Below are 22,073 nucleotides of genomic sequence, written 5' to 3' on the forward strand. Positions count from 1 at the left end.
GGGAACCCGCCGCGGCTGACGTGCTGTCCGGCGACCGGTACCCCAGCGAGAAGGACCTCCAGATGACTGACTCCACGATCACCTCCACCCCCGCCGCACGCGGCACCGTCGCTCCCGTCGCGGCAGAGGGCGACCCGTCGGCCCCCGTCGTCGGCCCCACCGGCGACGCACCCCAGCAGCCGTCGGGCATGCCGACCCACAAGTACCTGCCCTTCCATGAGCAGATCCAGGTCGAGCTGCCGGACCGCACCTGGCCCGCCCGTCGCATCTCGCGCGCGCCTCGCTGGTGCGCGGTGGACCTGCGCGACGGCAACCAGGCCCTCATCGACCCGATGAACGCCGAGCGCAAGCTGCGGATGTTCGAGCTGCTGGTCCAGATGGGCTACAAGGAGATCGAGGTCGGCTTCCCCTCTGCCTCGAAGACCGACTTCGACTTCGTGCGCAGCCTCATCGAGGAGGACCGCATCCCCGAGGACGTCTCGATCCAGGTCCTCACCCAGTCCCGCGAGCACCTCATCGAGCGCACCTACCAGGCGATCGCCGGGGCGAAGCGCGCGGTGGTTCACCTTTACAACTCCACCTCCGTGGTCCAGCGCGACGTGGTCTTCCGCGCCGACGAGGACGCTGTCCTCGACATCGCCGTGCAGGGTGCGCTGCTGTGCAAGAAGTACGAGGAGACCATCCCGGACACCCAGGTCACCTACCAGTACTCCCCGGAGTCCTACACCGGCACCGAGCTCGAGTACGCGCTGCGCGTATGTAACGCCGTGATCGAGGTCTTCCAGCCCACGCCCCAGGACAAGATGATCGTCAACCTGCCGGCGACGGTGGAGATGGCCACCCCGAACGTCTACGCAGACTCGATCGAGTGGATGCACCGGAACCTGGACCGCCGCGACTCGCTCGTGCTCTCCCTGCACCCCCACAACGACCGCGGCACCGGTGTCGCCGCCGCAGAGCTCGGCTACCTGGCCGGCGCGGACCGCATCGAGGGCTGCCTCTTCGGCAATGGTGAGCGCACCGGCAACGTGGACCTGGTGACCCTGGGCCTGAACCTGTTCAGCCAGGGCATCGATCCGCAGATCGACTTCTCCGACCTCGGCGAGGTGCGCCGCACCGTCGAGCACTGCAACCAGATGCCGGTGCCCGAGCGCAGCCCCTACGGCGGCGACCTCGTGTTCACCGCCTTCTCCGGCTCCCACCAGGACGCCATCAAGAAAGGCCTGGAGCGCATGGAGGTCGACGCCGAGAAGGCCGGCAAGGATGTCGATGATCTGGTGTGGCGGGTCCCGTACCTGCCGATCGACCCGATGGACGTGGGCCGCTCCTATGAAGCGGTGATCCGCGTGAACTCGCAGTCCGGCAAGGGCGGGATGGCCTATCTGCTGCGCACCGAGCACGGCCTGGACCTGCCGCGCCGTCTGCAGATCGAATTCTCCGGCATCGTCCAGGAGCGCACCGACTCCGACGGCGGCGAGGTCAGCCCCGAGCAGCTCTGGGATGCCTTCACCGACGAGTACCTGCCCTCCCGCGACGAGTCGCGCCAGTGGGGCCACTACGGCTTCCGCGACGTGCACCAGGAGTCCACCGGCGAGGGCTCGGACCGCATCACCGCCACGCTCGTGGTCGACGGCGAGGAGCACCAGGTCACCGGCATCGGCAACGGCCCGCTGGACGGCTTCGTCAAGGCCCTCGCCGAGCGGAAGATCGACGTGCGCATCCTCGACTATGCCGAGCACGCACTCACTGAAGGTGACGACTCGCTGGCCGCCTCCTACATCGAGTGCGAGATCGGCGACCGGATCTTCTGGGGCGTCGGCATCGACGGCTCGATCACCCGCGCCTCCCTCGAGGCGATCACCTCGGCTCTGAACCGGGCGTACCGCGCACGGGCTTGAGATTCCGGTCCGCGCCGCGGCCGCGCGGTCTCGCGGCCCCGCGCGCTGCGTGCTGCTGCGGGTGCGACCTCGCGTTGCGCTCCCCGCCACGTCGCGAAAGATGTCAGCTTTCTGGCACCTTTTGCGGCGTGGCTGCTCTTCGCCCTGGTGGGGGCTCAGGCCTGCTAGCCGCACCCGGCCAGGCGAGAAAAGGTTCCAGCTGAGTGGTACCTTTCGCCGCGTGGCGGGCTCGTTGTCCGGCTGAGGGCCAGTCCGGCGGGGCTCGGGACCGCTCGCCAGGGCCCGCGACGGGCGGAGCTCAGCCGCGCTGCCGCGTGCCGGTGGCGTCGGCCCCGGGATCTCCCGAGACCTCGTACTCCCGCAGCTCCTCCTCGGTGAGCATCGGCATCTCGCCGGTGACGGTCGCGTGGGTGGGCGTGGGCAGATCCCAGCCGGGCGCCTCGTCGGCGGGCTGCGGCTGATCCGCCGGGGTGCTTCGCGCGGTGAGGGTGACTCCGGCGCTCGCGGCGACCACGAGCACTGCCGCGGTGATCCGCAGCGGCGTCGCGTCCTGTCCGATCAGCAGCACGCCGGCGAGCAGGGCGACCACCGGTTCGAGGCTCAGCATGATCCCGAAGACGTGCCGGGGCAGTCGCCTCAGTGCCGTGAGCTCGAGGGTGTACGGCAGCACCGAGGCGAGCAGCGCGGTGCCCGCGGCGAGGGTGAGCAGGCGCAGGTCCATCACTCCTGCGACGGCGCCCTCTGCGCCGAGCGGCAGGATGGCGAGTGCACCGACCGCCATCGCGACGGCGAGGCCGTCCTGCCCGGGCACGAGCTGCCCCACCTTCGCGCTGGAGAGCACATACAGGCCCCAGAACACGGCGGCGACGAGGGCGAAGAGCACGCCGATCAGGTCCAGGGAGGCCGCGCCGGTGAAGGATTCCACGCCGAACAGCCCCACCCCGCCGAGGGCCAGCAGCACCCAGAGCAGATCGGTGCGGCGGGTGGAGAGCACCGCTGCCACGGTCAATGGACCGAGGAACTCGATCGCGACGGCTGTGCCGAGCGGGATCCGTTCGATCGAGGCGTAGAAGGCACCGTTCATCCCGCCGATCACCACGCCGAAGATGATCACCGCGATCCACTGCTGGCGGGTGAAGCGGTGCACTTTCGGTCGGACGATCACGAGCAGGATGATCGCCGCGATGCCGAGACGCAGCGCGGTGGTGCCCCAGGAGCCGATCGCAGGGAACAGCTGGGTCGCGAGCGCCGCGCCGAACTGCAGGGAGAAGCAGGAGCCGAGGATGAACAGCACCGGCGTCAGCGGCACCCCGCGGGAGGGACCCGACGGGGTCGGTGCGGCGGCGGACGAGGAGGCCGGAGCGGGGGTGGACGAGGTTCTCACGCCTCCACTGTGCACACTCCTATCCCGCCAGGTCCAGCGAATGTTTCCGACCTGTATCGTGAAGCAGAACTTCATGATTGAAGGGGGCTCAGTGCTGAACCTGCACCGACTGTTCCTGTTGCACGAACTGCGCAGGCTGGAGACGATGACGGCGGTCGCCGGAGCTCACTCGATGTCCCCGTCGGCCGTCTCCCAGCAGCTCTCCCACCTGGAACGGGAGACGAAGACCGCCCTCTTCCAGCAGGTGGGTCGCCGGGTCGTGCTCACCGATGCCGGGGTGCAGCTGGCTCGTCGCGCAGCGGAGATGCTGAGCCTCCTGGAGACAGCGGAGGCCGAGCTCGCGCTCGCGCAGGGAGAGGCCAGCGGACTGCTGCGCGTGGCGTCCTTCCAGACCCCGATGATCGCGCTCGCCCCCGCGGCCGTGAGCGTGCTCGCCCAGCAGCACCCGGATCTCCATCTGGAGATGGCGCAGCAGGAGGTCGAGGCGGCCTATGACGGGCTGCTCGCGCACCGCTTCGACGTGATCCTCGGCGAGGACTACCCCGGAGGGCAGCAGCTGGTGCGCCGCGGCACCGACCGCGAGGCGGTGCTGAGCGATCCGCTCCTGCTGGTGCTGCCGGACTCCGGACCCTGGGCCGAGGCTCACACCCTCGCGGCGCTGAGCGAGGCGCCCTGGGCGCTGGACCCTTCGGGCAGCCGTACCGGGATCTGGGCCCGGACGTACCTGCGCCAGGCAGGGCTCGAGCCGCGGGTCCGCTTCACCACCCCTGACCCGCTGCTGCAGGTGCACCTGGTGCGCACCGGGCACGCGGTCGCCTTCGTCCCCGGGATCATCGCCTCCGAGCACCTCGGGGGCACGCGGGTGGTGCGTCTGCCGGGCGACCCGCACCGTTCGCTGTACACCGCGGCACGGGCGGGCGCGGCCGGGCATCCCTCGCTGCTCGCCTTCCGCGCGGCGCTGCTCGAGGCGGCCGGGACCCTCTCCGGTCTCGACGGGCTGGAGAGCTTCCAGCGCTGACCATGTGCTCTGCTGCGACACGATCGTGCAACTCCTCCGCGCGGGGGACGAAGCGTCGGCCCCGACGGGGTAGAACGTTCCCATGACGACTCCTCAGGATGACGGCACCGTTCCAGCCCCGAGCCCTCGGTGGCACGCCGCCGTGCTGCTGCTGGTGCTGCTGGGCGCGGTGGTCGCGGGCTTCGCCTTTCGAGGCGTGACCGCGCCGCGCGATGCTGCGGCACCCGAGGACGCCTTCAGCGCCGAACGCGCGGCGGCGTCCGTCGCGCCCGTGGTCGCCGTGCCTCGGCCCCTCGGCTCGGCCGAGAACGACAGCGCCCATCAGGAGCTCGCTGACCAGTTGAGCGCACTCGGCTTCGAGATAGAGACCCAGGAGGGGATCGGGACGCGCACCGGAGAGGGCGAGGCCTCGGCAGGATACGTCCGCAATCTCGTCGCCACCCGGCCCGGCATCGATCCCACCGGCACGGTCGTACTCGCCTCCCACCTCGACTCGGTCCCCGGCGCGCCCGGCGCGGCCGACGCCGGGGTGGGCCTCGCGGTGATCCTCGAGACGGCCCGGGCACTGGGCCCGGAGGCGCTGCGTAACGACCTCGTGATCCTGCTGGTCGACGGTGAGGAGCGGGGCCTGCTGGGCTCGGACGCGTACCTGGCAGGTCCGGGCCAGGAGCTCACCGCGCCGGTGGTGGTGCTGAACCATGAGGCGCGCGGCATCTCCGGCCGGCCGCTGGTGACCCGGGCGAGCGGGCCGATGCACGCCGTGATCGGCTCGGCGCCGAGCCCCGAGTTCGAGTCCTTCACCGATGCCCTGTTCGGCATCATCCCCAACTACACCGACTTCAGCTCCTACCGGGATGCGGGCTGGTGGGGGATGGACATGGCGATCATCGATGAGTCCTGGGCGTACCACTCCGCGCAGGACGATGCCGCGCATCTCGACGCCGGCACCCTCCAGCATTACGGCGAGCTGACCCTGGCCCTGACCCGCGATCTCGGTGGCCGTGATCTCGCTGCGCTCCAGGCACGTGCGGACGAGCATCCGGTGCAGACCACTGCTCCGTGGGGAGTGGTGCAGGTGCCGCCCCTGGTGATGACCGTGCTCGGGCTGCTGGCGCCGTTGGCCGTGCTCGTCACGCTGCTGGTGCGGCGTTATCGCGCGGAGGTGACCCTCCCCGGTGCCGCAGTGGGTGCGGTGGTGGGGATGCTGGCCCTCGTCGGCGGGGTGCTCGCCGCGTACGCGCTGTGGAAGGCCACCGCTGCTGCGACTCCCGAGATGCTCTCCCAGACCATGGGCGAACCCGTGCGGGCCGAGCTCTTCCTGCTCGCGGAGATGTTCGCCGCCGCTGCGGTGGTGGCGGCCGGCTGGGTGGTGGTCCGGCTGCTGATCTCGCGCACGGCCGCGCTGCTCGGCGCGGCGTTCATCGTCACGGCCCTGCTCGCGGTGCTCGGGGTGTACTCGCCCACGCTCGGCAGCTCGATGATCCTGCCCGCCGCGATCGCAGCGGTCGGCGCGCTGGGCGCTGCGCTGCTGCCGCCGATGCCCGCTCTGGTGGTGCGGGTGCTCGCCGTGCTGCCGACGGCATGGATGCTCGGCACCCAGCTCTCCGCGCTGGCCGAGTTCGGGATCGCTTCCGCCGCCGGAGGCTTGGCCGGCACGGCGCTGATCGGGCTCGGCGCCGCAGGCCCGCTGCTGCTCGGCAGCTCCCGTGCCAGCTCCCTCGCCAGCTCCCGCGGTCGCGCCGGGGACCGGCAGCGCCGTGCGCGCGTCGATCCCGGTGCCCGCCCGGCCCGTCGGCCTCACCGTCTCCTCATCCCGGTGCTGCCCGCGGTCCTCGCGATCGGGCTCGTGATCGGTGGGACCGCCTGGACCCTCGCCGCGCCGGAGCCGACGCAGGAGCGGGTCATCGCGCATGTGGACGGGGCCAGCGGCGCGACCACCTGGGAGGTCTCCGGCAGCACGAACTGGGGTCGGGAGCTCGACGGGACAGCGGCGACCTCGGACGTCGCCGCGCCGGTCGTGAGCGTGCAAGGCGCCGCGGAGGGACCGCAGGAGATCTCGATCGACGCCCAGAGAGATGCATCTGAGCTCACCCTCGAGGCGAGCGATGGTCTGCTCACCGACGTCGCCGTGGACGGGGTGGCGGTGGAGTCCGACGAAGGGCTCGAGCGGGTCATGATCCACGGCGTCCGTGCCGGCCAGACGGTGCGCATCACCGCGACCGTGCCCCCTGAATCGCAGCTGATGCTGCGCGAGACGAGCTACGATCCGACACTCGCCGCCGGCTGGGTCGCGCCGGGCGATGACGTCTCCCTCGTGCAGCCGCGGATGGAGGTGAGCGTCGCCGTCCCGCGCTGATCGCCGTCCCTCGCTGAACTGAACGGGGGTCTGCGATGCCCTTGCTCTCGGCTCCCTGGCGATATACCTTGACGTCAAGATAATTCCTGGAGGAGAGACCCCGGACGAGAGGCAGCAGATGGCGCACACCTGGAGTCCGGAGCAGTACCTGCGGTTCGGGGGCGAGCGCGCTCGCCCCTTCCTCGAGCTCACCGCCCGGATCGGCGCCGAAGACCCGCAGCGGGTCGCGGATCTCGGCGCCGGACCCGGCACCCAGACGGCGCTCCTGGCCGAGCGCTGGCCGAAGGCCGAGGTGATCGCCGTGGACTCGAGCCCGGAGATGATCGTCCGCGCCCGGACAATCCCCGGTCTGGTCGCGAAGCTGGGGGATCTGCGCGACTGGTCGCCCGCCGCACCCCTCGATGTGCTGATCACCAACGCCGCGCTGCAATGGGTCCCCGGCCATCTCGAGCTCCTGCCCCGTCTGGTGGACCTGCTCGCCCCGGGCGGCTGGTTCGCGATGCAGGTCCCCGGGAACTTCGAGGAGCCCAGCCATGCCCTGCGCCGGGAACTCGCTGCGGAGGAGCCCTATGCAGGTCACCTGCAGGGCATCGCCTCGCCCGCCTCCCACGACGCCGCGACCTATCTCGGCGCCCTGCAGCGGCTCGGGCTCGAGGTCGATGCGTGGGAGACCACTTACCTGCATGTGCTGCATGGGCAGGACCCGGTGTTCGAATGGGTCAGCGGCACGGGGGCCCGGCCGACGCTGCAGGCGCTGCCTGGCCCGCTCCGCGAGCAGTTCGCCACCGCGTTCAAGGCGGTGCTGCGCGAGGCCTATCCCGATACGGGCCGTGGAGTCGTGCTCCCGTTCCGTCGGATCTTCGCCGTGGGCCGGCGCCCGGACTGATCGGCGTCCGGACTGATCGGCGCCCGGACTGACTGGCGCTCGGACTGACCGAAGCCCTCAGCCCAGCGGAATCGTGGCCAGCACCGCGTGGTGGGGACCGCCCGAGCGGCCCTGTCCCAGCCGCGACTCGAGCAGCTCCAGCTCCGTCGCCTCCCACGTCGGCCCTCGATAGACGGACAGTGCCCGGACCACCTCCGCGAGCAACAGCTGCGTCGGATCCAGCGGCGGTTCCTCGCCACGGCGACGCCGGCGCGGTCGAGGAGAGCGGGCCGAGACTCGGGCGACGGTCAGGTGAGCTCGCCGCCGCTCGCGGCCCTCAGCCTCGAGCAGCTCCTCGCCCAGCAGAGCGCCCAATGCTTCGGTGGCACCGCCCACGCCGATCCACAGCGTGCGGGCGCTGAACACCCCTGCACCGCTCAGCTGGAGCGGCATCGGCCGATGCCGGGCAGCGGTCCGCGCGAGCTCGTCGACCGTGTGCTCGAGCGCGCCACCCGGCAGGTCTGCCCGGAACGCGAGCGTCAGGTGGCGCTGGGCGGGGTCCACCCAGCGCAGCGCACGGCCCGCGCGCGCACGCATCTCCTCGAGCGCTGAGTCCAGATGCTCGAGCGCGGTCGAGGAGGGGCGGAGGGCGACGAAGACCCGCATCAGACCACCGGCGGGAAGCTCTTCTGTGCGGCGGACGCGATCTTGTTCAGCTGGGAGCGGTCGGCGAGCGCGCCGAGCACAGCACCGAGCCCTGGGATCGCCTTGCCGAACAGGCGTGCGGAACGCAGTCCGAAGCGTCGCAGCAGGCGGCCGCCGATGGCGCCGGCGAGCTCCGACTGCGGGGTCGTCGGCAGGCGCTTGGCGAGGCCGCGCGTGGCGACCCCGGCGATCGGGCCGAGGCCCACGTTCTTCAGCACGTCCCCGGACTCCTCGCCGAGCAGAGCTGCGAGCACTCGCACCCGGACCTCCTCATCCTCGAGGTCATAGCCGCGCACTGCCGCGATCGCCCCCACCATGTGGGTGGCCTGGACATAGAACTCGACCACGTTCGTGGGCAGCAGGATGGGCAGGGTGAGGAACCCGCCGAGACCGGTGACGAAACCGCCTGCGGTCACGCCCCAGCGATGCCGGCGCACGATGCGGCGCACCGCCACCTTCGGGCGGCGCTTCCCGCGCCCGCGCTGGGCGCGGCGGGCGGTGTCCGCGGCCGAGGGATAGGCGAGCTTCCCGTCCAGGCCGATGTCGCGGATCATCGTCACCACGCGTTCGAGAGCCCCACCCTGCGGTGACTGGTCGCCGCGCCGGGCCTCCTTCATCGCCTCACGCGCGGTGCTCCTGGCCGACTTGTCATGGCGCAGCATCGAGAAGATCCCCATGGCGCCTCCTTCCTCGTCGTGCACCGCGCAAGCGGCAGTGCGGCGGTCGATGGTTCCCATCATGCCGTGCGCCGGGGCGTGGACCGACGCGCCTGACCGCTCGGTGGGGCGCGAATCAGCAGCGCGGGAGCCTGCGACGCGGAAACCAGCGGGGTGAGCGACCTCCCGCTCGACACCGTGCCCGCCTGCGGTGCCGGGAGTCCCCGTGGTCGTAGGCTCCAAGGACCATGCAGCAGAAGCTCTACCGTGACGATGCGATCGTCCTGCGCACCCACCCCCTGGGTGAGGCCGATCGCATCATCACGCTGCTCACCCGGCGCCACGGCAAGGTGCGGGCGGTCGCCAAGGGCGTGCGCCGCACGGGCAGCCGCTTCGGTGCCCGGCTGGAGCCGTTCAACCTGGTCGACGTGCAGCTGCACGTCGGCAAGAGCCTGCACACGGTCACCCAGGTGGTCACGATCGACGCCTTCGCCGTGGGCATCAGCGCTGATTACGGGCGCTTCACCGCTGCCAGCGCGATGCTCGAGACCACGGACCGGCTCACCGACGAGATGGTCGATCCCCACCAGCGGGGCTTCCTGATGCTGGTCGGGGCCCTGCGGGCGATGGGCGAGGGCCGGCTCGCGCCGCCGCTGGTGCTGGACTCCTTCCTGCTGCGCACCCTCGCCGTCTCGGGCTGGGCGCCGGAGCTGAGGGTCTGTGCCTCATGCGGTGCGGAGGGACCCCATCACGCCTATGACATCCGCGCCGGCGGTCTGGTCTGCACACCCTGCCGGAAACCGGGAGCGATCGCGGTGCGCCAGTCCACGATCGAGCAGCTGATCTTCCTGCTCGCCGGAGACTGGGAGAATGTGCTCCAGAGCGAGGAGTCCGTCATGCAGGAGGCGGGCCGTCTTATCACCGACACGGTGACCTGGCACCTCGAACGCTCCGTGCGCTCCCTGCACTACGTAGAGCGCTGAGCACGCGCTCGATCCCCGCAGCCCTGCGACCGATCCAGGAGGACCTCATGCCCGGTGCCGCCCGTCACGGGTACCAGGAGCCGTTCGAGCACCCCAGCGGTGCACGGCCCCCGCAGCTGCCCGCCCCCACCATCCCCGCCCATGTCGCGGTGGTCATGGATGGCAACGGGCGCTGGGCGAACCAGCAGGGCCTGCCCCGCACCGCAGGGCACGAGGCGGGGGAGGCCGCACTGCTGGACGTGGTCGCCGGGGCCCTGCAGATCGGCGTGACCCATCTGAGCGCCTACGCCTTCTCCACGGAGAACTGGAAGCGCTCCCCGGAGGAGGTGCGCTTCCTGATGGGCTTCTCCCGCTCCGTGCTGCGCCGCCAGCGCGACACCCTGAACTCCTGGGGGGTGCGGATCGTATGGATCGGTCGCGAGCAGCGACTGTGGGGGAGCGTGATCAAGGAGCTGCGCGAGGCCGAGCAGCTCACCCGCGAGAACACCCGCATGACGCTCTACATGTGTGTGAACTACGGCGGGCGGGCCGAGATCATCGACGCGGTCCGGGAGATCGCGGAGGAGGCCCGCGCCGGCCGCCTCAGCGCCAGGGGCATCACGGCCAAGAGCTTCGCACGCCACCTGGACGATCCCGATATGCCGGACGTCGACCTGTTCCTGCGCACCAGCGGAGAGCAGCGCACCTCGAACTTCCTGCTCTGGCAGGCTGCCTACGCCGAGCTGGTCTTCGTGCCCGAGCTGTGGCCGGATGTCGACCGTCGGGTGCTCTGGCGGGCGATCACTGACTACGCGCGGCGGGACCGCCGCTACGGGGGCGCGATCGACGCTCCGGATCAGCCCCCGACGGACTGACTCGACGGACTGACTCGACGGACCGATCAGCCCTCGACGGGATGGTCTTCGCGCTCGGTGCTGCGAGCGTGCGCCGAGGCGCCGTGCTCTGTGGCGCCGTGCTGAGAGGCGCCGAGCGCCGATCCGGCATCCTCTGCGCTCTCCGCGGTGCCCGGGGCCGGTGCCATCACGCCGCCGGTGCGACGCCGATGCCGCAGCAGGACCCAGACCAGCAGCACGAGGATCCCCAGCGCCGCGACGGCGGCCCAGGGGGAGAGCAGGAACAGTTCGAACCAGGCCATGAACGCCACCAGGCCCACGGTCGCGTAGATGACGGCCCAGGCGAGCCCTCCGATCGCGAGAGCGGGCAGATACCGCTTGGCCGGCATGCCGGTGAGTCCGGCGGCCGCGTTGGCGGCGGTCTGGAACCCGATCGTGAGGAAGCTGAGCGCCACCACCGGCGCTCCCCACCGGTTGATCAGCTCGGTGGCGCGCCGCACGCTCGGAGAGTTGAGGAACGCGGCGATGCGCCCCCGGTCTGCGGCTCTGCGGGCGCCGCGCCCCAGCAGATAGGTGGCGCCGGCGCGGCACCAGATCACGACGTACAGGAATGCCACTGCAGGCAGCAGCGGCAGGTTCCCGACCCACTCCATCATCGTGCGGCGTCCTCTGCTTCGTCTCCGTCGTCGACGTCGTCCTCGTCTGTGTCCTCGTCGAGGTCCTCGTCAGGCTCGGCGGCCTGCTCTGCATGGTCCCCGCAGAGGCCGAACACCTCGAGCGTGTGGTCCACATCGGTGAAGCCGTGCTCGTGGGCGATCGCGGTCATCGCATTCTCGAGCTTCGGGGCCAGGAACTCGACGGTGCGGCCGCACTCCCGGCACACCAGGTGATGGTGGTGCCCGGTGTCCTCGCACTGGCGGTACAGCGATTCGCCGTCGCCGGCCACCAGCACGTCGAGCCGACCGGAGCGGGAGAGGACCTGGAGATTCCGGTACACGGTGGCCAGGCCCACGGTCTCCCCGTCGGCCCTCATCTGCTCATGGATCTGCTGGGCGCTGCGGAAGTCGTCCTGCCGCGAGAGCGTCTCGAGGATCGCGGTCCGCTGGCGGGTGTTCCGTTGCATACCGACATTCTCCTCCACGGCGACCAGGACTTCTATCAGTCGTGGGGCGTTGCACGTGCGGCGAGGGGCAGGGCATCAGCCCGCCCCGGGCCGGGACCGCCGAGCGCAGAGATCGGCCGTACGGGCCGCAGCGCCCGGAACAGCAGGCCGAGGATGTAGGCGGCGATGGTCAGCAGCACGATCACGCCGCCCGGCGGCAGATCCACGTACACGGTGATCAGCAGTCCGCCCAAAGAGCAGAGCACGGCGATCACCATCGCGGTGCGCATGGTCCGGGCGAAGCCGACCACCAGATGCTGGGCGGCGGCGACGGGGACGATCATCAGCGCGGAGACCATCAGAGCGCCGACGATCCGCATCGAGAGGGTGACGGTCAGCGCGGCCATCACCGCGATCAGCACGTTCACCACGCGCACCGGCAGTCCGGAGGCACGCGCGAATTCCTCATCCGCCGTGACCGCGGCGAGCAGCCCGGAGAGCCCCACCCCGATCGCCAGCACCAGCACCGCGAGCACCAGCGCGATCACGGTGTCCGGTGCGGTGACGGTGGACAGGGAGCCGAAGAGATAGCCCATCAGGTTCTGGGAGGTGCCTCCGGCGAGCTGGATGATCACCACGCCACCGGCGATGCCGCCGTAGAACAGGATCGCCAGCGCCACGTCGCGGCTGGTGTGGCTGACCTCCCGGACGTATTCGATCAGCACGGCGCCGATCACCGAGGCCGCCAGGGCGCCGGGGATCGCCAGCAGGTCCGCGGGGGAGGCGGTGAGCCAGGCACCCACCAGCCAGCCGACGGCCACGCCGGTGAGGGCGACGTGACCGAGCCCGTCGCCGAGCAGGGACAGCCGCTTCTGGACCAGGTAGGTGCCGACCACGGGGGCGGTGAGCCCAATGAGCACCGCGATGATCAGCGGGTAGCGCAGCAGGTCGGAGGTGAGGATGTCGAGGGGCGAGATCACAGGGGGTTCATCTCCTGGCCGAGGCACTGATCGATCGGGGCGGCATCCTCGGGATGGCCGTGCCCGGGATGGAGGCGCGGGCGGTCCTCGACGGGTCCGTCGTGCACCACATGGCCGTGGTCGAGTACGACGGCGCGATGGATGTCTCCGGTCAGCGGACCGGTCTCGTGAAGGACCACCAGGATCGAGGTGCCGGTGGCGGACAGCTCGCGGAAGAGCTGGGAGATGAGGTCCTGGGTGGGCAGGTCGACCCCGGAGAACGGCTCGTCGAGCACCAGCAGGTCAGGGTCGCGCACCAGGGCGCGGGCGATCATCACGCGACGCCGCTGCCCGCCGGACATCCGGGTGATGGGACGAGCGGCAAGATCCGACATCCCGACCTGCTCGAGGGCCTTCAGGACCCGGGGGTCACGGCGGCTGGGCCACCACGACCGAGCACCCAGCAGGCCGCTGGCGACAGTCTCCTGAGCGGTCGCGGGGATGGACCCCGCCTCTGCGGAGTCCTGCGGCACGTAGCCGAGACGGTCGTGGGCGAGGCTGCGATGGACCGGCTCTCCGAACAGCCGCGCGCTGCCGGAATCGAGCGGCAGGATCCCCACCGCCGCGCGCAGGAGAGTCGACTTGCCGGAGCCGTTGGCGCCCAGCAGGGCCACCAGCTCACCGGGGACGATGCGGAGGTCTACGTCGTGGAGCACGCGCTGCCCACCTCGGCTGACGGAGGCCGCAGTGACCTCGACGACGGGCACGGTGTCGATAGAAGCGTCGCTGACTGCGTCGATGGCCCGGCCGGCGGCGGGGCGGGCGACGGGACCGGCGGCAGAGGTGATGTCGCCGCTCACGTCCAGCTCGCGACCAGGGCAGTGCAGTTGTCTCGCATGACCTGAGGATAATCCGCGTCCTCCGACTGCTGGGTCTCGAGATTGTCGAGCTCGGCGCTCTCGATGCCCAAGTTCTTCGCGAGGGTCTGGGCGACCTTGGGGGAGGCGGAGGATTCGAAGAAGATCGTGCTCACGCCTTCGTCCTCGACGACTCCCTCGAGCGCGAGCAGGCGCTGCGGGGACGGCTCGGTCTCGGGATCGACACCAGAGATGCCGATCTGGTGCAGCGCATAGCGCTCGGCAAGGTAGGCATACGCGGCATGGCTGGTGATGAAGGGCCTCTCGCCGCTCACTGCACCGAAGGACTCCACGAGCTCGGCGTCGAGCTCCTCGAGCTCGGTCCGGAGGGTGCTTGCCGCGTCGGTGAAGGACTGCGTGCTCTCCGGGGAGTGCTCACCCAGGCGAGCGGCGATGGCGTCTGCGAGATCGGCCATGCGCAGCGGGTCGTGCCAGAAGTGGGGATCGTTCGGGCCATGGTCATGACCGTCGTGGGAGCCGCCGCCATCGGAGGCGTGCTCGGCGTGCTCCTCCTCGGTCTCGCCCTCGTGGTCCGCCTCGGCGTGCTCCTCATGGGAGCCTTCGGCGCCGACGGGCAGCAGGCTGATGGCGGTGGAGACGTCGAGCACGTTGCCCTCGCCATGGGAGGCGATGGCGTCGTCCACCGCATTCTGGAAGCCGGGGATCTGGAGCACCAGGTCGGCCTTCTCGATGGCCATGACCTGCTTGACCGAGAGCTCCAGGCCGTGCGCGTCAGCTCCCGGCGAGGAGAGGTCCTCCAGCGCGACGTGCTCCCCGCCGATCCTGGAGACCAGGTATGCCAGGGGATACGCCGAGGTCACCACCGACAGCTTCCCGTCGGCCGCACCGCTCTCGCCCCCGCACGCCGCGAGGAGGGCGGTGCCGACGGTGAGGCCGGCAGCGGTGAACAGGGAGCGCCGGGTGGGGCGGGACGGAAGCGACATGACAATCATTCTCACCACCGTTCCGGCGGTGTGCAAGTGGATCGGCCGCTCAGGTCCCCTCGCGTGGGGACCGTCACAGTGCGGGAGGTGACTATGCTGGGGCGGTTCCGACCCACACCGTCACCAGGAGTATCCCCGTGGCCAAGGCCCCCGCCAGCACGCTGGACAACGTCATCGCACTCGCCAAGAAGCGCGGCTTCGTGTTCCCGGCCGGTGAGATCTACGGCGGAACCCGCTCCGCCTGGGACTACGGACCCCTGGGCGTGGAGCTCAAGGAGAACATCAAGCGGCAGTGGTGGCGCACCTTCGTCCAGTCCCGCGGCGACATGGTGGGTCTGGACTCCTCGATCATCCTGCCCAGGCAGGTCTGGGAGGCCTCCGGCCACGTCGAGACCTTCACCGACCCGCTGGTGGAGTGCAAGAGCTGCCACAACCGGTTCCGTGAGGACCACCTCCTGGAGGCCTTCGAGGAGAAGAAGGGCCGCGCCCCGGAGGGCGGCATGGCGGAGATCGCCTGCCCCAACTGCGGCACCCGCGGCGAGTTCACCGAGCCGCAGCAGTTCTCAGGCCTGGTGAAGACCTTCCTCGGCGCCGTCGACAACGAGGCGGGCCTGTTCTACCTGCGCCCCGAGACTGCGCAGGGAATCTTCGTGAACTTCCTCAACGTGGTCACGGCCACCCGACAGAAGCCGCCCTTCGGCATCGGTCAGGTCGGCAAGGCGTTCCGCAACGAGATCACCCCCGGCAACTTCATCTTCCGCACCCGCGAGTTCGAGCAGATGGAGATCGAGTACTTCACTCCGCCGGCGGAGGCCGATCAGCAGTTCAAGGACTGGGTCGAGGCCTGCTGGGACTGGTTCATCGATCTGGGCATCGACGCGGAGAACCTGCGCCGCTTCGACGTGCCCGAGGATGAGCGTGCCCACTACAGCGCCGGCACCATCGATCTCGAATACCGCTTCGGCTTCCAGGGCAGCGAGTGGGGCGAGCTGATGGGCATCGCCAACCGCACCGACTTCGACCTCGGCGCCCACACCGACGGCTCCGGCACGAAGATGCAGTACTTCGATCAGGCGGCGAACGAGCGCTACACGCCGTACGTCATCGAGCCCTCCTTCGGCCTCACCCGCGCCATGATGGCCTTCCTGGTGGACGCCTACAGCGAGGACGAGGCACCCAACGCCAAGGGCGGCGTCGACAAGCGCACCGTGCTCAAGCTCGACCCGCGCCTGGCCCCGGTCAAGGTCGCGGTGCTCCCGCTGTCCAAGAGCGAGGACCTCGTCCCCCGGGCCACGCAGCTCGCCGACCAGCTGCGCAAGCACTGGAATGTCGAGATGGACGTCACCCAGGCCATCGGTCGTCGCTACCGCCGTCAGGACGAGATCGGCACCCCGTTCTGCATCACGGTGGACTTCGAGACCGCCGAGGACCAGTCCGTCACCATCCGCGAGCGCGACACGATGGCACAGGAGCGGGTGGCACTGGACCAGGTCGAGGCCTACCTCGCCACGCGCCTGCTCGGCGTCTGAGAACAGCCGCCGACGAGTCGCCTGCGCTCCGGAATCCCGGGGCGCAGGCGCGGGCCCGTGCAGGTCAGGCAGTCCGGCCGGGGTCAGAGCTGATCGGGTCCCGCGCCGCGGCGGCCCAGCACCAGCTGCAGCTGCGGGACCACCATGCGGGCGAAGGTCCTCAGCAGCGCCTGCTGATCGGCCAGCGGTGCATTCGGGGGCAGCACGAGTGCGAGCTCGTCGGCCGTCTGCACCACCGGGTCCTCCCACAGCTTCCTGGCCACCTCCGCCGGTTCGTCCAGCACCACTTCGCTGAACACTGCGTCGTGCCCGCCGATCTCCTGGCCGTGGTGCTCGCCGACGATCCGCGGATCCGCGGTGCGCTCCCGGGGGAGGAGGGTGACGTAGCGCTCCAGCTCCGCGTCGCTGCGCACCGGCACCATCTGGCGGCTGACCATCACCGTGCCCTCCCCGAAGCCGGCCTCCTGCGAGGCCTCCCGATAGGCGGTCAGCACCTCCAGCTGCAGCTCCTCGAAGGAGCGTCCGGATCCGTCGTCCGGAACCATCGTCGCCAGCTGCAGCTCGAGTCCCAGCCGCCCCGCCATCGCCGCCCGCTGCGGACCCGCCGCACCATAGGCGAGCCGGGAGCGCAGGGACGGGGCCCGGGGCTGCATCCGCAGCGGTGCACCGGGATCGATCCCCTCGATGTGAGAGTCGGCGCCGGCCACGATCTCGCCGTCGAGCAGCGAGAGCAGATCGTGCAGGATCCGGTCCACATGATCGGCGCGCTCATCGCGGAGAGCCCCGAAGGCGCGTGCGTACATCGCGTCATTCGCCGAGTAGCCGGAGCTGACCCCGGGGCGGAGCCGGCCTCCGGTGAGCAGATCGGCGGAGGCGAGGTCTTCGGCCAGCCTTCCCGCGTTCTCGAAGCGCAGCGGGATCACCGCGGTGCCGAGCTGGATTCGGCGGGTGCGCTGGCCCAGTGCGGCGAGGAAGAGCAGCGGCGAGGACAGGGAGTCCTGCAGGTGGCGCACCCGCACATAGCCGACCTCGTAGCCGAGCTCCTCGGCGGTGAGGAACAGCTCGATGCCCTCGTCGATCCCCGTGCTGGTCACCGCAGTGCCGGTGGTGCGGATCCCGGTGTGGTCGACCTGGGTCACGAAGCCCATGCGGGGCACTCGGTGGGTTGATGATGCGGATGTGGACATCTCACGCCTCCTGCGACGAGGGCCGGGACGGCGCGGAGGGAGAAGGGCGATGCGCCGCTGCCTTCATGGTCTCGCACCGGAGCGGGGTCGCGCAGGGACCAAGCTCCTGGACGTCTCCTCCCCATCGGGCGTCGATGCACATCACCCCCGTCATGACTCCCGCCTGACCGGGTGAGATGGGACAATCGAGGGGATGACCACCGTTGAGACCTCGCCCCTGCTGAGCGACCCTGCCGCGCCCGCCACCTCGGCCGCCGTGACGGGTCCGCGTCGCACCCTCACCATCGGCCCGCACACGATCGACACCCCTGTCGTGCTCGCGCCGATGGCAGGGATCACCAATATGGCGTTCCGCCTGCTGTGCCGTGAGTTCGGCGCGCTGCACAGCCAGGACGACGGCGGTCTGTTCGTCGGCGAGATGGTCACCACGCGCGCGCTCGTGGAGGGGCACAAGGAGTCCTGGCGCCTGGTGACGATGGGGGAGCGGGAGACCCCGCGCTCGGTGCAGCTGTACGGCGTGGACCCCGCCACGGTGCGCCGCGCGGTCGAGATGATCCGAGAGCGCGATCTCGCCGACCACATCGACCTGAACTTCGGCTGCCCGGTCCCCAAGGTCACCCGCCGCGGCGGCGGCGGCGTGCTGCCCTGGAAGACGGAGCTCTTCACCCGCATCGTCACCGCCGCGGTCGAGGCCGCCGGTCCTGAGGTGCCCGTCACCGTCAAGACCCGCATCGGCATCGACGACGAGCACCAGACCTTCCGCGACGCCGGGCTGATCGCCCAGGAGGTCGGCGCGGCGGCGATCGCCCTGCACGGCCGCACCGTCGTCCAGCACTATTCCGGCGAGGCCCGCTGGGGCGCGATCACCGAGCTCAAGGAGCTGATCACCGACATCCCCGTGCTCGGCAACGGTGACATCTGGTCCGCCGAGGACGCGCTCGAGATGATGGACCAGACCGGCTGCGACGGCGTCGTCGTCGGCCGCGGCTGCCAGGGACGCCCCTGGCTGTTCGCCGACCTCGCCGCCGGATTCGCCGGCAAGCCCGACCGGATCCAGCCCTCCCTGGGCGAGGTCGCGCAGATCCTGCGCCGCCACGCCGAGCTGCTGATCGAGTTCTTCGAGGACGAAGGCCGGGCCCTGCGTGATCTGCGCAAGCATGTGGCCTGGTACTTCAAGGGATACCCCGTCGGCGGCGAGATGCGCCACCGGCTGGCGACCATGGAGTCCCTCGCCGACCTCGATGCCAAGCTCGCCGAGCTCGACCTCGAGAGCCCCTATCCCGGTGCTGCGGTCGAGGGACCGCGCGGCCGGGCCGGCACGCCGAAGAAGGCCCACGTCCCCGATGGCTGGATGTCCTCCCGTGAGCTCAGCACCGAGCACGCCGCCCGCCTCCACGAGGCCGAGCTCGACACCTCGGGAGGATGACCGCATGACCACCCCGTCTCCGGCCGGCTATTCGGCGCCCGACCTCGAACGGTGGGTTCCCGAGCCCCCGAAGTCGCAGGCTCGTACACCCTTCCAGCGGGACCGCGCGCGCGTGCTGCACTCCTCCGCGCTGCGCCGGCTCGGCGCCAAGACCCAGGTGCTCGGCGCAGGGTCGAACGACTTCGTGCGCACCCGCCTCACCCACTCCCTCGAGGTCGCCCAGGTGGGCCGCGACATCGGTGCCGAGCTCGGCTGCGACCCCGACATCGTCGATGCCGCCTGCCTGTCCCACGACCTCGGACACCCGCCGTTCGGGCACAACGGCGAGAAGGTCCTCGACGAGCTCGCCGCGGACTTCGGAGGCTTCGAGGGCAATGCCCAGACCCTCCGCCTGCTCACCCGGCTCGAGCCGAAGGTCGTGGGGGAGGACCGTCCCTACGGCCTGAACCTCACCCGGGCCAGCGTCGACGCGGCGATCAAGTACCCGTGGACGCGCGGCCAGGGCCCCGATCCGACCTCGGTGAAGTTCGGCGCCTATGCCGACGACCTCGACGTCTACACCTGGGCCCGAGAGGGAGCGATCCCCGGCAGGCAGTGCTTCGAGGCGCAGGTGATGGACCTCGCCGATGACGTCGCCTACTCGGTGCACGACATCGAGGACGCCATTACCGGCCTGACCCTGGACCTCAAGCGGCTGCAGGATCCGATGGAGCGAGCCGCGGCGCTGTACGTGGTCCAGGACTGGTACATGCCCGGCGAATCCATCGATGCGCTCGACGAGGCGCTCACGCGGCTCGAGGCCGAGCCCTACTGGATGCCGACCTTCGACGGAACGATGCGCTCGGCCGCCGCGCTGAAGGACATGACCAGCCAGCTGATCGGCCGCTTCACCCACTCCGCGATCTCCGCCACCCGTGCCGCCCACGGCCAGGACGCCATGTCCAGATACGCGGGAACGGTGGAGGTGCCCGATCACACCCACCTCGAGATCGCCGTGCTCAAGGGCCTGGCCGCCGCCTATGTGATGTCCTCCGCGTCGCAGCAGCCGGTGTACGAGGCCCAGGAGGAGATCATCCGCGACCTCTACTCGCGGCTCTGGAACACCGGCACCCAGTACCTCAGCCCGCTCTTCGCCGAGCTCTGGCAGAGCGCCACGGACGACGACGTGCGGCGCCGGGTGGTCGTGGACCAGATCGCGTCCTACACCGACGTCACCGCCCGCAGGCTGCACGAGGTCCTCTTCGACCGGGACCTCACGCACATCACCGCCGCGGACACCCCCCTGCCCGGCCTCGGATCGGAGCTCTGAGCCGGTGGCCCAGGGACTGATCCGTCGCGCTGACGTGGAACTGGTGCGGGAGCGCTCCCGCCTGGACGAGGTCGTCGCCGAGCACGTCACGCTGCGCACCGGCGGAATCGGCTCGATGAAGGGGCTGTGCCCCTTCCATGACGAGAAGACCCCCTCGTTCAACATCCGCCCGCAGCTGGGCCACTGGCACTGCTTCGGCTGCGGCGAGGGCGGGGACGTCATCTCCTTCGTGCAGAAGATCAGCCACCTCAGCTTCGTCGAGGCGGTCGAGATGCTGGCCGGCCGCTACGGGGTCCAGCTGCACTACGAGGACAGCGGCGGCGGCAGCGCGGATCGGCCCGACTTCGGGACCCGGCGCCGGCTGCTGGATGCCCACTCCATCGCCGAGGAGTACTTCCGCGAACAGCTCAGCACCCCCTCGGCGGAAGTGGGCCGCAGGTTCCTCACCGAACGCGGCTTCGACCAGGAGGCCGCCGCGCACTTCGGCGTGGGCTTCGCCCCGGAGGGCTGGGACTCACTGACCGGAGTGCTGCGCTCCCGCGGCTTCACCGAGGCTGAGCTGACCGCGAGCGGCCTCGTCTCCCAGGGGCAGCGCGGGGTCTACGACCGCTTCCGCGGGAGGCTCGTCTGGCCGATCCGCGACATCACCGGCAACACCATCGGCTTCGGCGCCCGCCGCCTGCTGGAGTCCGACCAGGGCCCCAAGTACCTCAACACCCCCGAGACCGCGATCTACCACAAGTCCAGCGTGCTCTACGGCCTGGACATCGCCCGCAAGGAGATCTCCTCCCAGCACCAGGTGGTGGTGGTCGAGGGCTACACCGACGTGATGGCCGCCCACCTCGCCGGGGTCACCACTGCGGTCGCTTCCTGCGGCACCGCCTTCGGCCCTGATCACGTGAAGATCGTGCGCCGGGTGATGGGGGACTCCAACGCCTCGGCCGGGCTGCGCCTGAACACTGATGGCCGCGGGCTGGCCGGCGAGGTCATCTTCACCTTCGACGGCGACGCCGCCGGACAGAAGGCGGCGCTGCGCGCCTTCGAGGAGGACCAGCGGTTCGTGGCCCAGACCTATGTCGCGGTCGAGGCCGGCGGCATGGACCCCTGCGAGCTGCGGATCACCCAGGGCGACCAGGCGGTGCGGGACCTCATCGCCAACCGTCGGCCCCTGTTCGAGTTCGCGATCCGCTCGGCGATCGCCCAGGTGGACCTCGACACCGTCGAGGGTCAGGTCACCGCCCTGCGGATGGCCGCGCCGGTGGTGGCACAGATCCGCGACCGTGCGATGCGCCCCGAGTATGCGCGTCGGCTCTCCGGCTGGCTGGGGATGGAGGAGCGCACCGTGCTGCGCGCCGTGCATGACGCGGCCCGCAGCGAAGGCCGCGGCGGCCACCGGGCCGACGAGCCGGCACCGACGACCGAGCGGCCCGGCGAGCGGGGATCCGGGGCCGACGGCGCGCCGCAGAGCCTGCCGCTCGCGCGCCTGGCCGATGCGGTCAACCCCCGTGACCCCGTGGGGCAGGTCGAGACGCAGTCGCTCGCAGTCATGCTCCAGGCGCCGCAGCTGCTGGACCCCGAGAAGGTGGCCTCGCTCCCGGACGACTCCTTCCACGTGCCCACGCTGCAGGGGGTGTGGGACGTGATGCTCGCGGCCGGCACCCTGCTCGACGCCGTCGCGGGGGAGCTGCATGCCGCCCGCTACCTCGAGCAGGTCCTCGAGATCGCCGGCGAGACCATCAGGCCGATGATCGTCGAGATCGCGAACCTCGACCTGCCGGCCCGGGACGAGGAGGATCTGCGCAAGCTCGCTGACTCGCTGCTGAACCGCCTCACCGAGCTGTCGATCACCCGTGAGTACTCAGTGCTCAAGCAGCGCCTGCAGCGCACGGATCCCGGGGATGCGGAGCGGCATCAGGAGATCATGTCGCGCCTCGCGCAGGTGCAGGTCAAGCGCCGCACGCTGCGCGCCGGGGACGACTGAGGGACCCTCCTACCAGGGAGG

The 22,073-nt window shown here is 70.6% G+C and carries 19 protein-coding genes; 10 read left to right on the forward strand and 9 right to left on the reverse strand.

Annotation, left to right across the window (positions count from 1 at the left end):
* Positions 1-188: 188 nt before the first annotated feature.
* Positions 189-1,898: a 2-isopropylmalate synthase gene (leuA, locus tag ACT3UF_RS18230; protein WP_444501911.1), complete on the forward strand. Its 1,710-nt coding sequence runs from the start codon at positions 189-191 to the stop codon at positions 1,896-1,898.
* A gap of 298 nt (positions 1,899-2,196) precedes the next feature.
* Here the strand turns inward: leuA and ACT3UF_RS18235 are convergent, their stop codons facing one another.
* Positions 2,197-3,282, reverse strand: coding sequence for an EamA family transporter (locus ACT3UF_RS18235; protein WP_444598980.1), 1,086 nt, complete (start codon positions 3,280-3,282; stop codon positions 2,197-2,199).
* Between the two features lie 73 nt (positions 3,283-3,355).
* Here ACT3UF_RS18235 and ACT3UF_RS18240 point away from each other — a divergent pair, with 73 nt between their 5' ends.
* The 3 genes from ACT3UF_RS18240 to ACT3UF_RS18250 all read left to right on the forward strand — a co-directional run bounded on the left by ACT3UF_RS18240 (position 3,356) and on the right by ACT3UF_RS18250 (position 7,542).
* On the forward strand, positions 3,356-4,300 hold the full coding sequence (locus ACT3UF_RS18240; RefSeq protein ID WP_444598979.1) for a LysR family transcriptional regulator: 945 nt from the start codon (positions 3,356-3,358) through the stop codon (positions 4,298-4,300).
* An 82-nt stretch (positions 4,301-4,382) separates the two neighbouring features.
* Positions 4,383-6,656, forward strand: coding sequence for a M28 family peptidase (locus ACT3UF_RS18245; protein ID WP_444501894.1), 2,274 nt, complete (start codon positions 4,383-4,385; stop codon positions 6,654-6,656).
* Positions 6,657-6,774: 118 nt separating this feature from the next.
* Positions 6,775-7,542 carry a methyltransferase domain-containing protein gene (locus ACT3UF_RS18250; RefSeq protein ID WP_444598978.1) on the forward strand — a complete coding sequence of 256 codons (768 nt, stop codon included), beginning with the start codon at positions 6,775-6,777 and terminating at the stop codon, positions 7,540-7,542.
* A gap of 57 nt (positions 7,543-7,599) precedes the next feature.
* Here ACT3UF_RS18250 and thpR read toward each other — a convergent pair whose 3' ends face one another.
* Positions 7,600-8,187 (reverse strand): RNA 2',3'-cyclic phosphodiesterase, encoded by a 588-nt coding sequence (gene thpR / locus ACT3UF_RS18255; RefSeq protein WP_444501892.1) that lies wholly within the window; start codon positions 8,185-8,187, stop codon positions 7,600-7,602.
* The gene (locus ACT3UF_RS18260; protein ID WP_444501891.1) at positions 8,187-8,903 is read right to left on the reverse strand and encodes an EcsC family protein; all 717 of its coding nucleotides are present in this window, start codon (positions 8,901-8,903) and stop codon (positions 8,187-8,189) included. The genes thpR and ACT3UF_RS18260 overlap by 1 nt, the downstream gene beginning before the upstream one ends.
* A gap of 227 nt (positions 8,904-9,130) precedes the next feature.
* Between ACT3UF_RS18260 and recO the strand changes: the two genes are divergently transcribed.
* Together recO and ACT3UF_RS18270 are read left to right on the forward strand one after the other, a co-directional pair.
* Positions 9,131-9,865 (forward strand): DNA repair protein RecO, encoded by a 735-nt coding sequence (gene recO / locus ACT3UF_RS18265; protein ID WP_444501890.1) that lies wholly within the window; start codon positions 9,131-9,133, stop codon positions 9,863-9,865.
* Between the two features lie 47 nt (positions 9,866-9,912).
* Positions 9,913-10,719 carry an isoprenyl transferase gene (locus ACT3UF_RS18270; protein WP_441442936.1) on the forward strand — a complete coding sequence of 269 codons (807 nt, stop codon included), beginning with the start codon at positions 9,913-9,915 and terminating at the stop codon, positions 10,717-10,719.
* A gap of 26 nt (positions 10,720-10,745) precedes the next feature.
* Here the strand turns inward: ACT3UF_RS18270 and ACT3UF_RS18275 are convergent, their stop codons facing one another.
* Genes ACT3UF_RS18275 through ACT3UF_RS18295 form a run of 5 tightly spaced genes read right to left on the reverse strand, consistent with a single transcriptional unit; the run spans position 10,746 to position 14,620 of the window.
* The gene (locus ACT3UF_RS18275) at positions 10,746-11,354 is read right to left on the reverse strand and encodes a DedA family protein (protein WP_441442937.1); all 609 of its coding nucleotides are present in this window, start codon (positions 11,352-11,354) and stop codon (positions 10,746-10,748) included.
* On the reverse strand, positions 11,351-11,821 hold the full coding sequence (locus ACT3UF_RS18280; protein WP_441442938.1) for a Fur family transcriptional regulator: 471 nt from the start codon (positions 11,819-11,821) through the stop codon (positions 11,351-11,353). Before ACT3UF_RS18280 ends, ACT3UF_RS18275 begins: the two co-directional genes overlap by 4 nt.
* A gap of 35 nt (positions 11,822-11,856) precedes the next feature.
* Positions 11,857-12,780 (reverse strand): metal ABC transporter permease, encoded by a 924-nt coding sequence (locus ACT3UF_RS18285; RefSeq protein ID WP_441442939.1) that lies wholly within the window; start codon positions 12,778-12,780, stop codon positions 11,857-11,859.
* The gene (locus tag ACT3UF_RS18290; protein WP_441442940.1) at positions 12,777-13,619 is read right to left on the reverse strand and encodes a metal ABC transporter ATP-binding protein; all 843 of its coding nucleotides are present in this window, start codon (positions 13,617-13,619) and stop codon (positions 12,777-12,779) included. The genes ACT3UF_RS18285 and ACT3UF_RS18290 overlap by 4 nt, the downstream gene beginning before the upstream one ends.
* The gene (locus ACT3UF_RS18295) at positions 13,616-14,620 is read right to left on the reverse strand and encodes a metal ABC transporter substrate-binding protein (protein WP_441442941.1); all 1,005 of its coding nucleotides are present in this window, start codon (positions 14,618-14,620) and stop codon (positions 13,616-13,618) included. The genes ACT3UF_RS18290 and ACT3UF_RS18295 overlap by 4 nt, the downstream gene beginning before the upstream one ends.
* 137 nt (positions 14,621-14,757) lie before the next feature.
* Here ACT3UF_RS18295 and ACT3UF_RS18300 point away from each other — a divergent pair, with 137 nt between their 5' ends.
* Positions 14,758-16,149 carry a glycine--tRNA ligase gene (locus tag ACT3UF_RS18300; RefSeq protein ID WP_444501889.1) on the forward strand — a complete coding sequence of 464 codons (1,392 nt, stop codon included), beginning with the start codon at positions 14,758-14,760 and terminating at the stop codon, positions 16,147-16,149.
* Positions 16,150-16,232: 83 nt separating this feature from the next.
* Here ACT3UF_RS18300 and ACT3UF_RS18305 read toward each other — a convergent pair whose 3' ends face one another.
* On the reverse strand, positions 16,233-17,336 hold the full coding sequence (locus ACT3UF_RS18305; protein ID WP_441442943.1) for an LLM class flavin-dependent oxidoreductase: 1,104 nt from the start codon (positions 17,334-17,336) through the stop codon (positions 16,233-16,235).
* A gap of 193 nt (positions 17,337-17,529) precedes the next feature.
* Here ACT3UF_RS18305 and dusB point away from each other — a divergent pair, with 193 nt between their 5' ends.
* From dusB to dnaG, 3 genes are read left to right on the forward strand one after another with little or no spacing between them, the layout of a single operon-like run.
* Positions 17,530-18,762 (forward strand): tRNA dihydrouridine synthase DusB, encoded by a 1,233-nt coding sequence (dusB, locus tag ACT3UF_RS18310; protein ID WP_441442944.1) that lies wholly within the window; start codon positions 17,530-17,532, stop codon positions 18,760-18,762.
* A 4-nt stretch (positions 18,763-18,766) separates the two neighbouring features.
* A complete protein-coding gene (locus tag ACT3UF_RS18315) occupies positions 18,767-20,071 on the forward strand; it encodes a deoxyguanosinetriphosphate triphosphohydrolase (protein ID WP_441442945.1) in 1,305 nt (434 codons plus the stop codon).
* A 4-nt stretch (positions 20,072-20,075) separates the two neighbouring features.
* Positions 20,076-22,052, forward strand: a complete 1,977-nt coding sequence (dnaG, locus tag ACT3UF_RS18320; protein WP_442331695.1) for a DNA primase — start codon at positions 20,076-20,078, stop codon at positions 22,050-22,052.
* The last annotated feature ends 21 nt before the right edge of the window (positions 22,053-22,073 follow it).

Origin of the sequence: Brachybacterium sp. AOP24-D1-21 (assembly GCF_052378665.1) — a bacterium.
Lineage (GTDB): Bacteria > Actinomycetota > Actinomycetes > Actinomycetales > Dermabacteraceae > Brachybacterium.

Excerpts from the sequence above, each read along its gene's own strand:
- thpR (WP_444501892.1), bottom strand. The coding sequence starts at position 8,187 with ATGCGGGTCTTCGTCGCCCTCCGCCCCTCCTCGACCGCGCTCGAGCAT.
- ACT3UF_RS18275 (WP_441442937.1), bottom strand. The coding sequence starts at position 11,354 with ATGATGGAGTGGGTCGGGAACCTGCCGCTGCTGCCTGCAGTGGCATTC.
- ACT3UF_RS18270 (WP_441442936.1), top strand. The coding sequence starts at position 9,913 with ATGCCCGGTGCCGCCCGTCACGGGTACCAGGAGCCGTTCGAGCACCCC.
- ACT3UF_RS18260 (WP_444501891.1), bottom strand. The coding sequence starts at position 8,903 with ATGGGGATCTTCTCGATGCTGCGCCATGACAAGTCGGCCAGGAGCACC.
- ACT3UF_RS18295 (WP_441442941.1), bottom strand. The coding sequence starts at position 14,620 with ATGTCGCTTCCGTCCCGCCCCACCCGGCGCTCCCTGTTCACCGCTGCC.
- recO (WP_444501890.1), top strand. The coding sequence starts at position 9,131 with ATGCAGCAGAAGCTCTACCGTGACGATGCGATCGTCCTGCGCACCCAC.
- ACT3UF_RS18305 (WP_441442943.1), bottom strand. The coding sequence starts at position 17,336 with ATGTCCACATCCGCATCATCAACCCACCGAGTGCCCCGCATGGGCTTC.
- ACT3UF_RS18280 (WP_441442938.1), bottom strand. The coding sequence starts at position 11,821 with ATGCAACGGAACACCCGCCAGCGGACCGCGATCCTCGAGACGCTCTCG.
- ACT3UF_RS18250 (WP_444598978.1), top strand. The coding sequence starts at position 6,775 with ATGGCGCACACCTGGAGTCCGGAGCAGTACCTGCGGTTCGGGGGCGAG.
- ACT3UF_RS18315 (WP_441442945.1), top strand. The coding sequence starts at position 18,767 with ATGACCACCCCGTCTCCGGCCGGCTATTCGGCGCCCGACCTCGAACGG.
- ACT3UF_RS18240 (WP_444598979.1), top strand. The coding sequence starts at position 3,356 with ATGATTGAAGGGGGCTCAGTGCTGAACCTGCACCGACTGTTCCTGTTG.
- dusB (WP_441442944.1), top strand. The coding sequence starts at position 17,530 with ATGACCACCGTTGAGACCTCGCCCCTGCTGAGCGACCCTGCCGCGCCC.
- ACT3UF_RS18245 (WP_444501894.1), top strand. The coding sequence starts at position 4,383 with ATGACGACTCCTCAGGATGACGGCACCGTTCCAGCCCCGAGCCCTCGG.
- leuA (WP_444501911.1), top strand. The coding sequence starts at position 189 with ATGCCGACCCACAAGTACCTGCCCTTCCATGAGCAGATCCAGGTCGAG.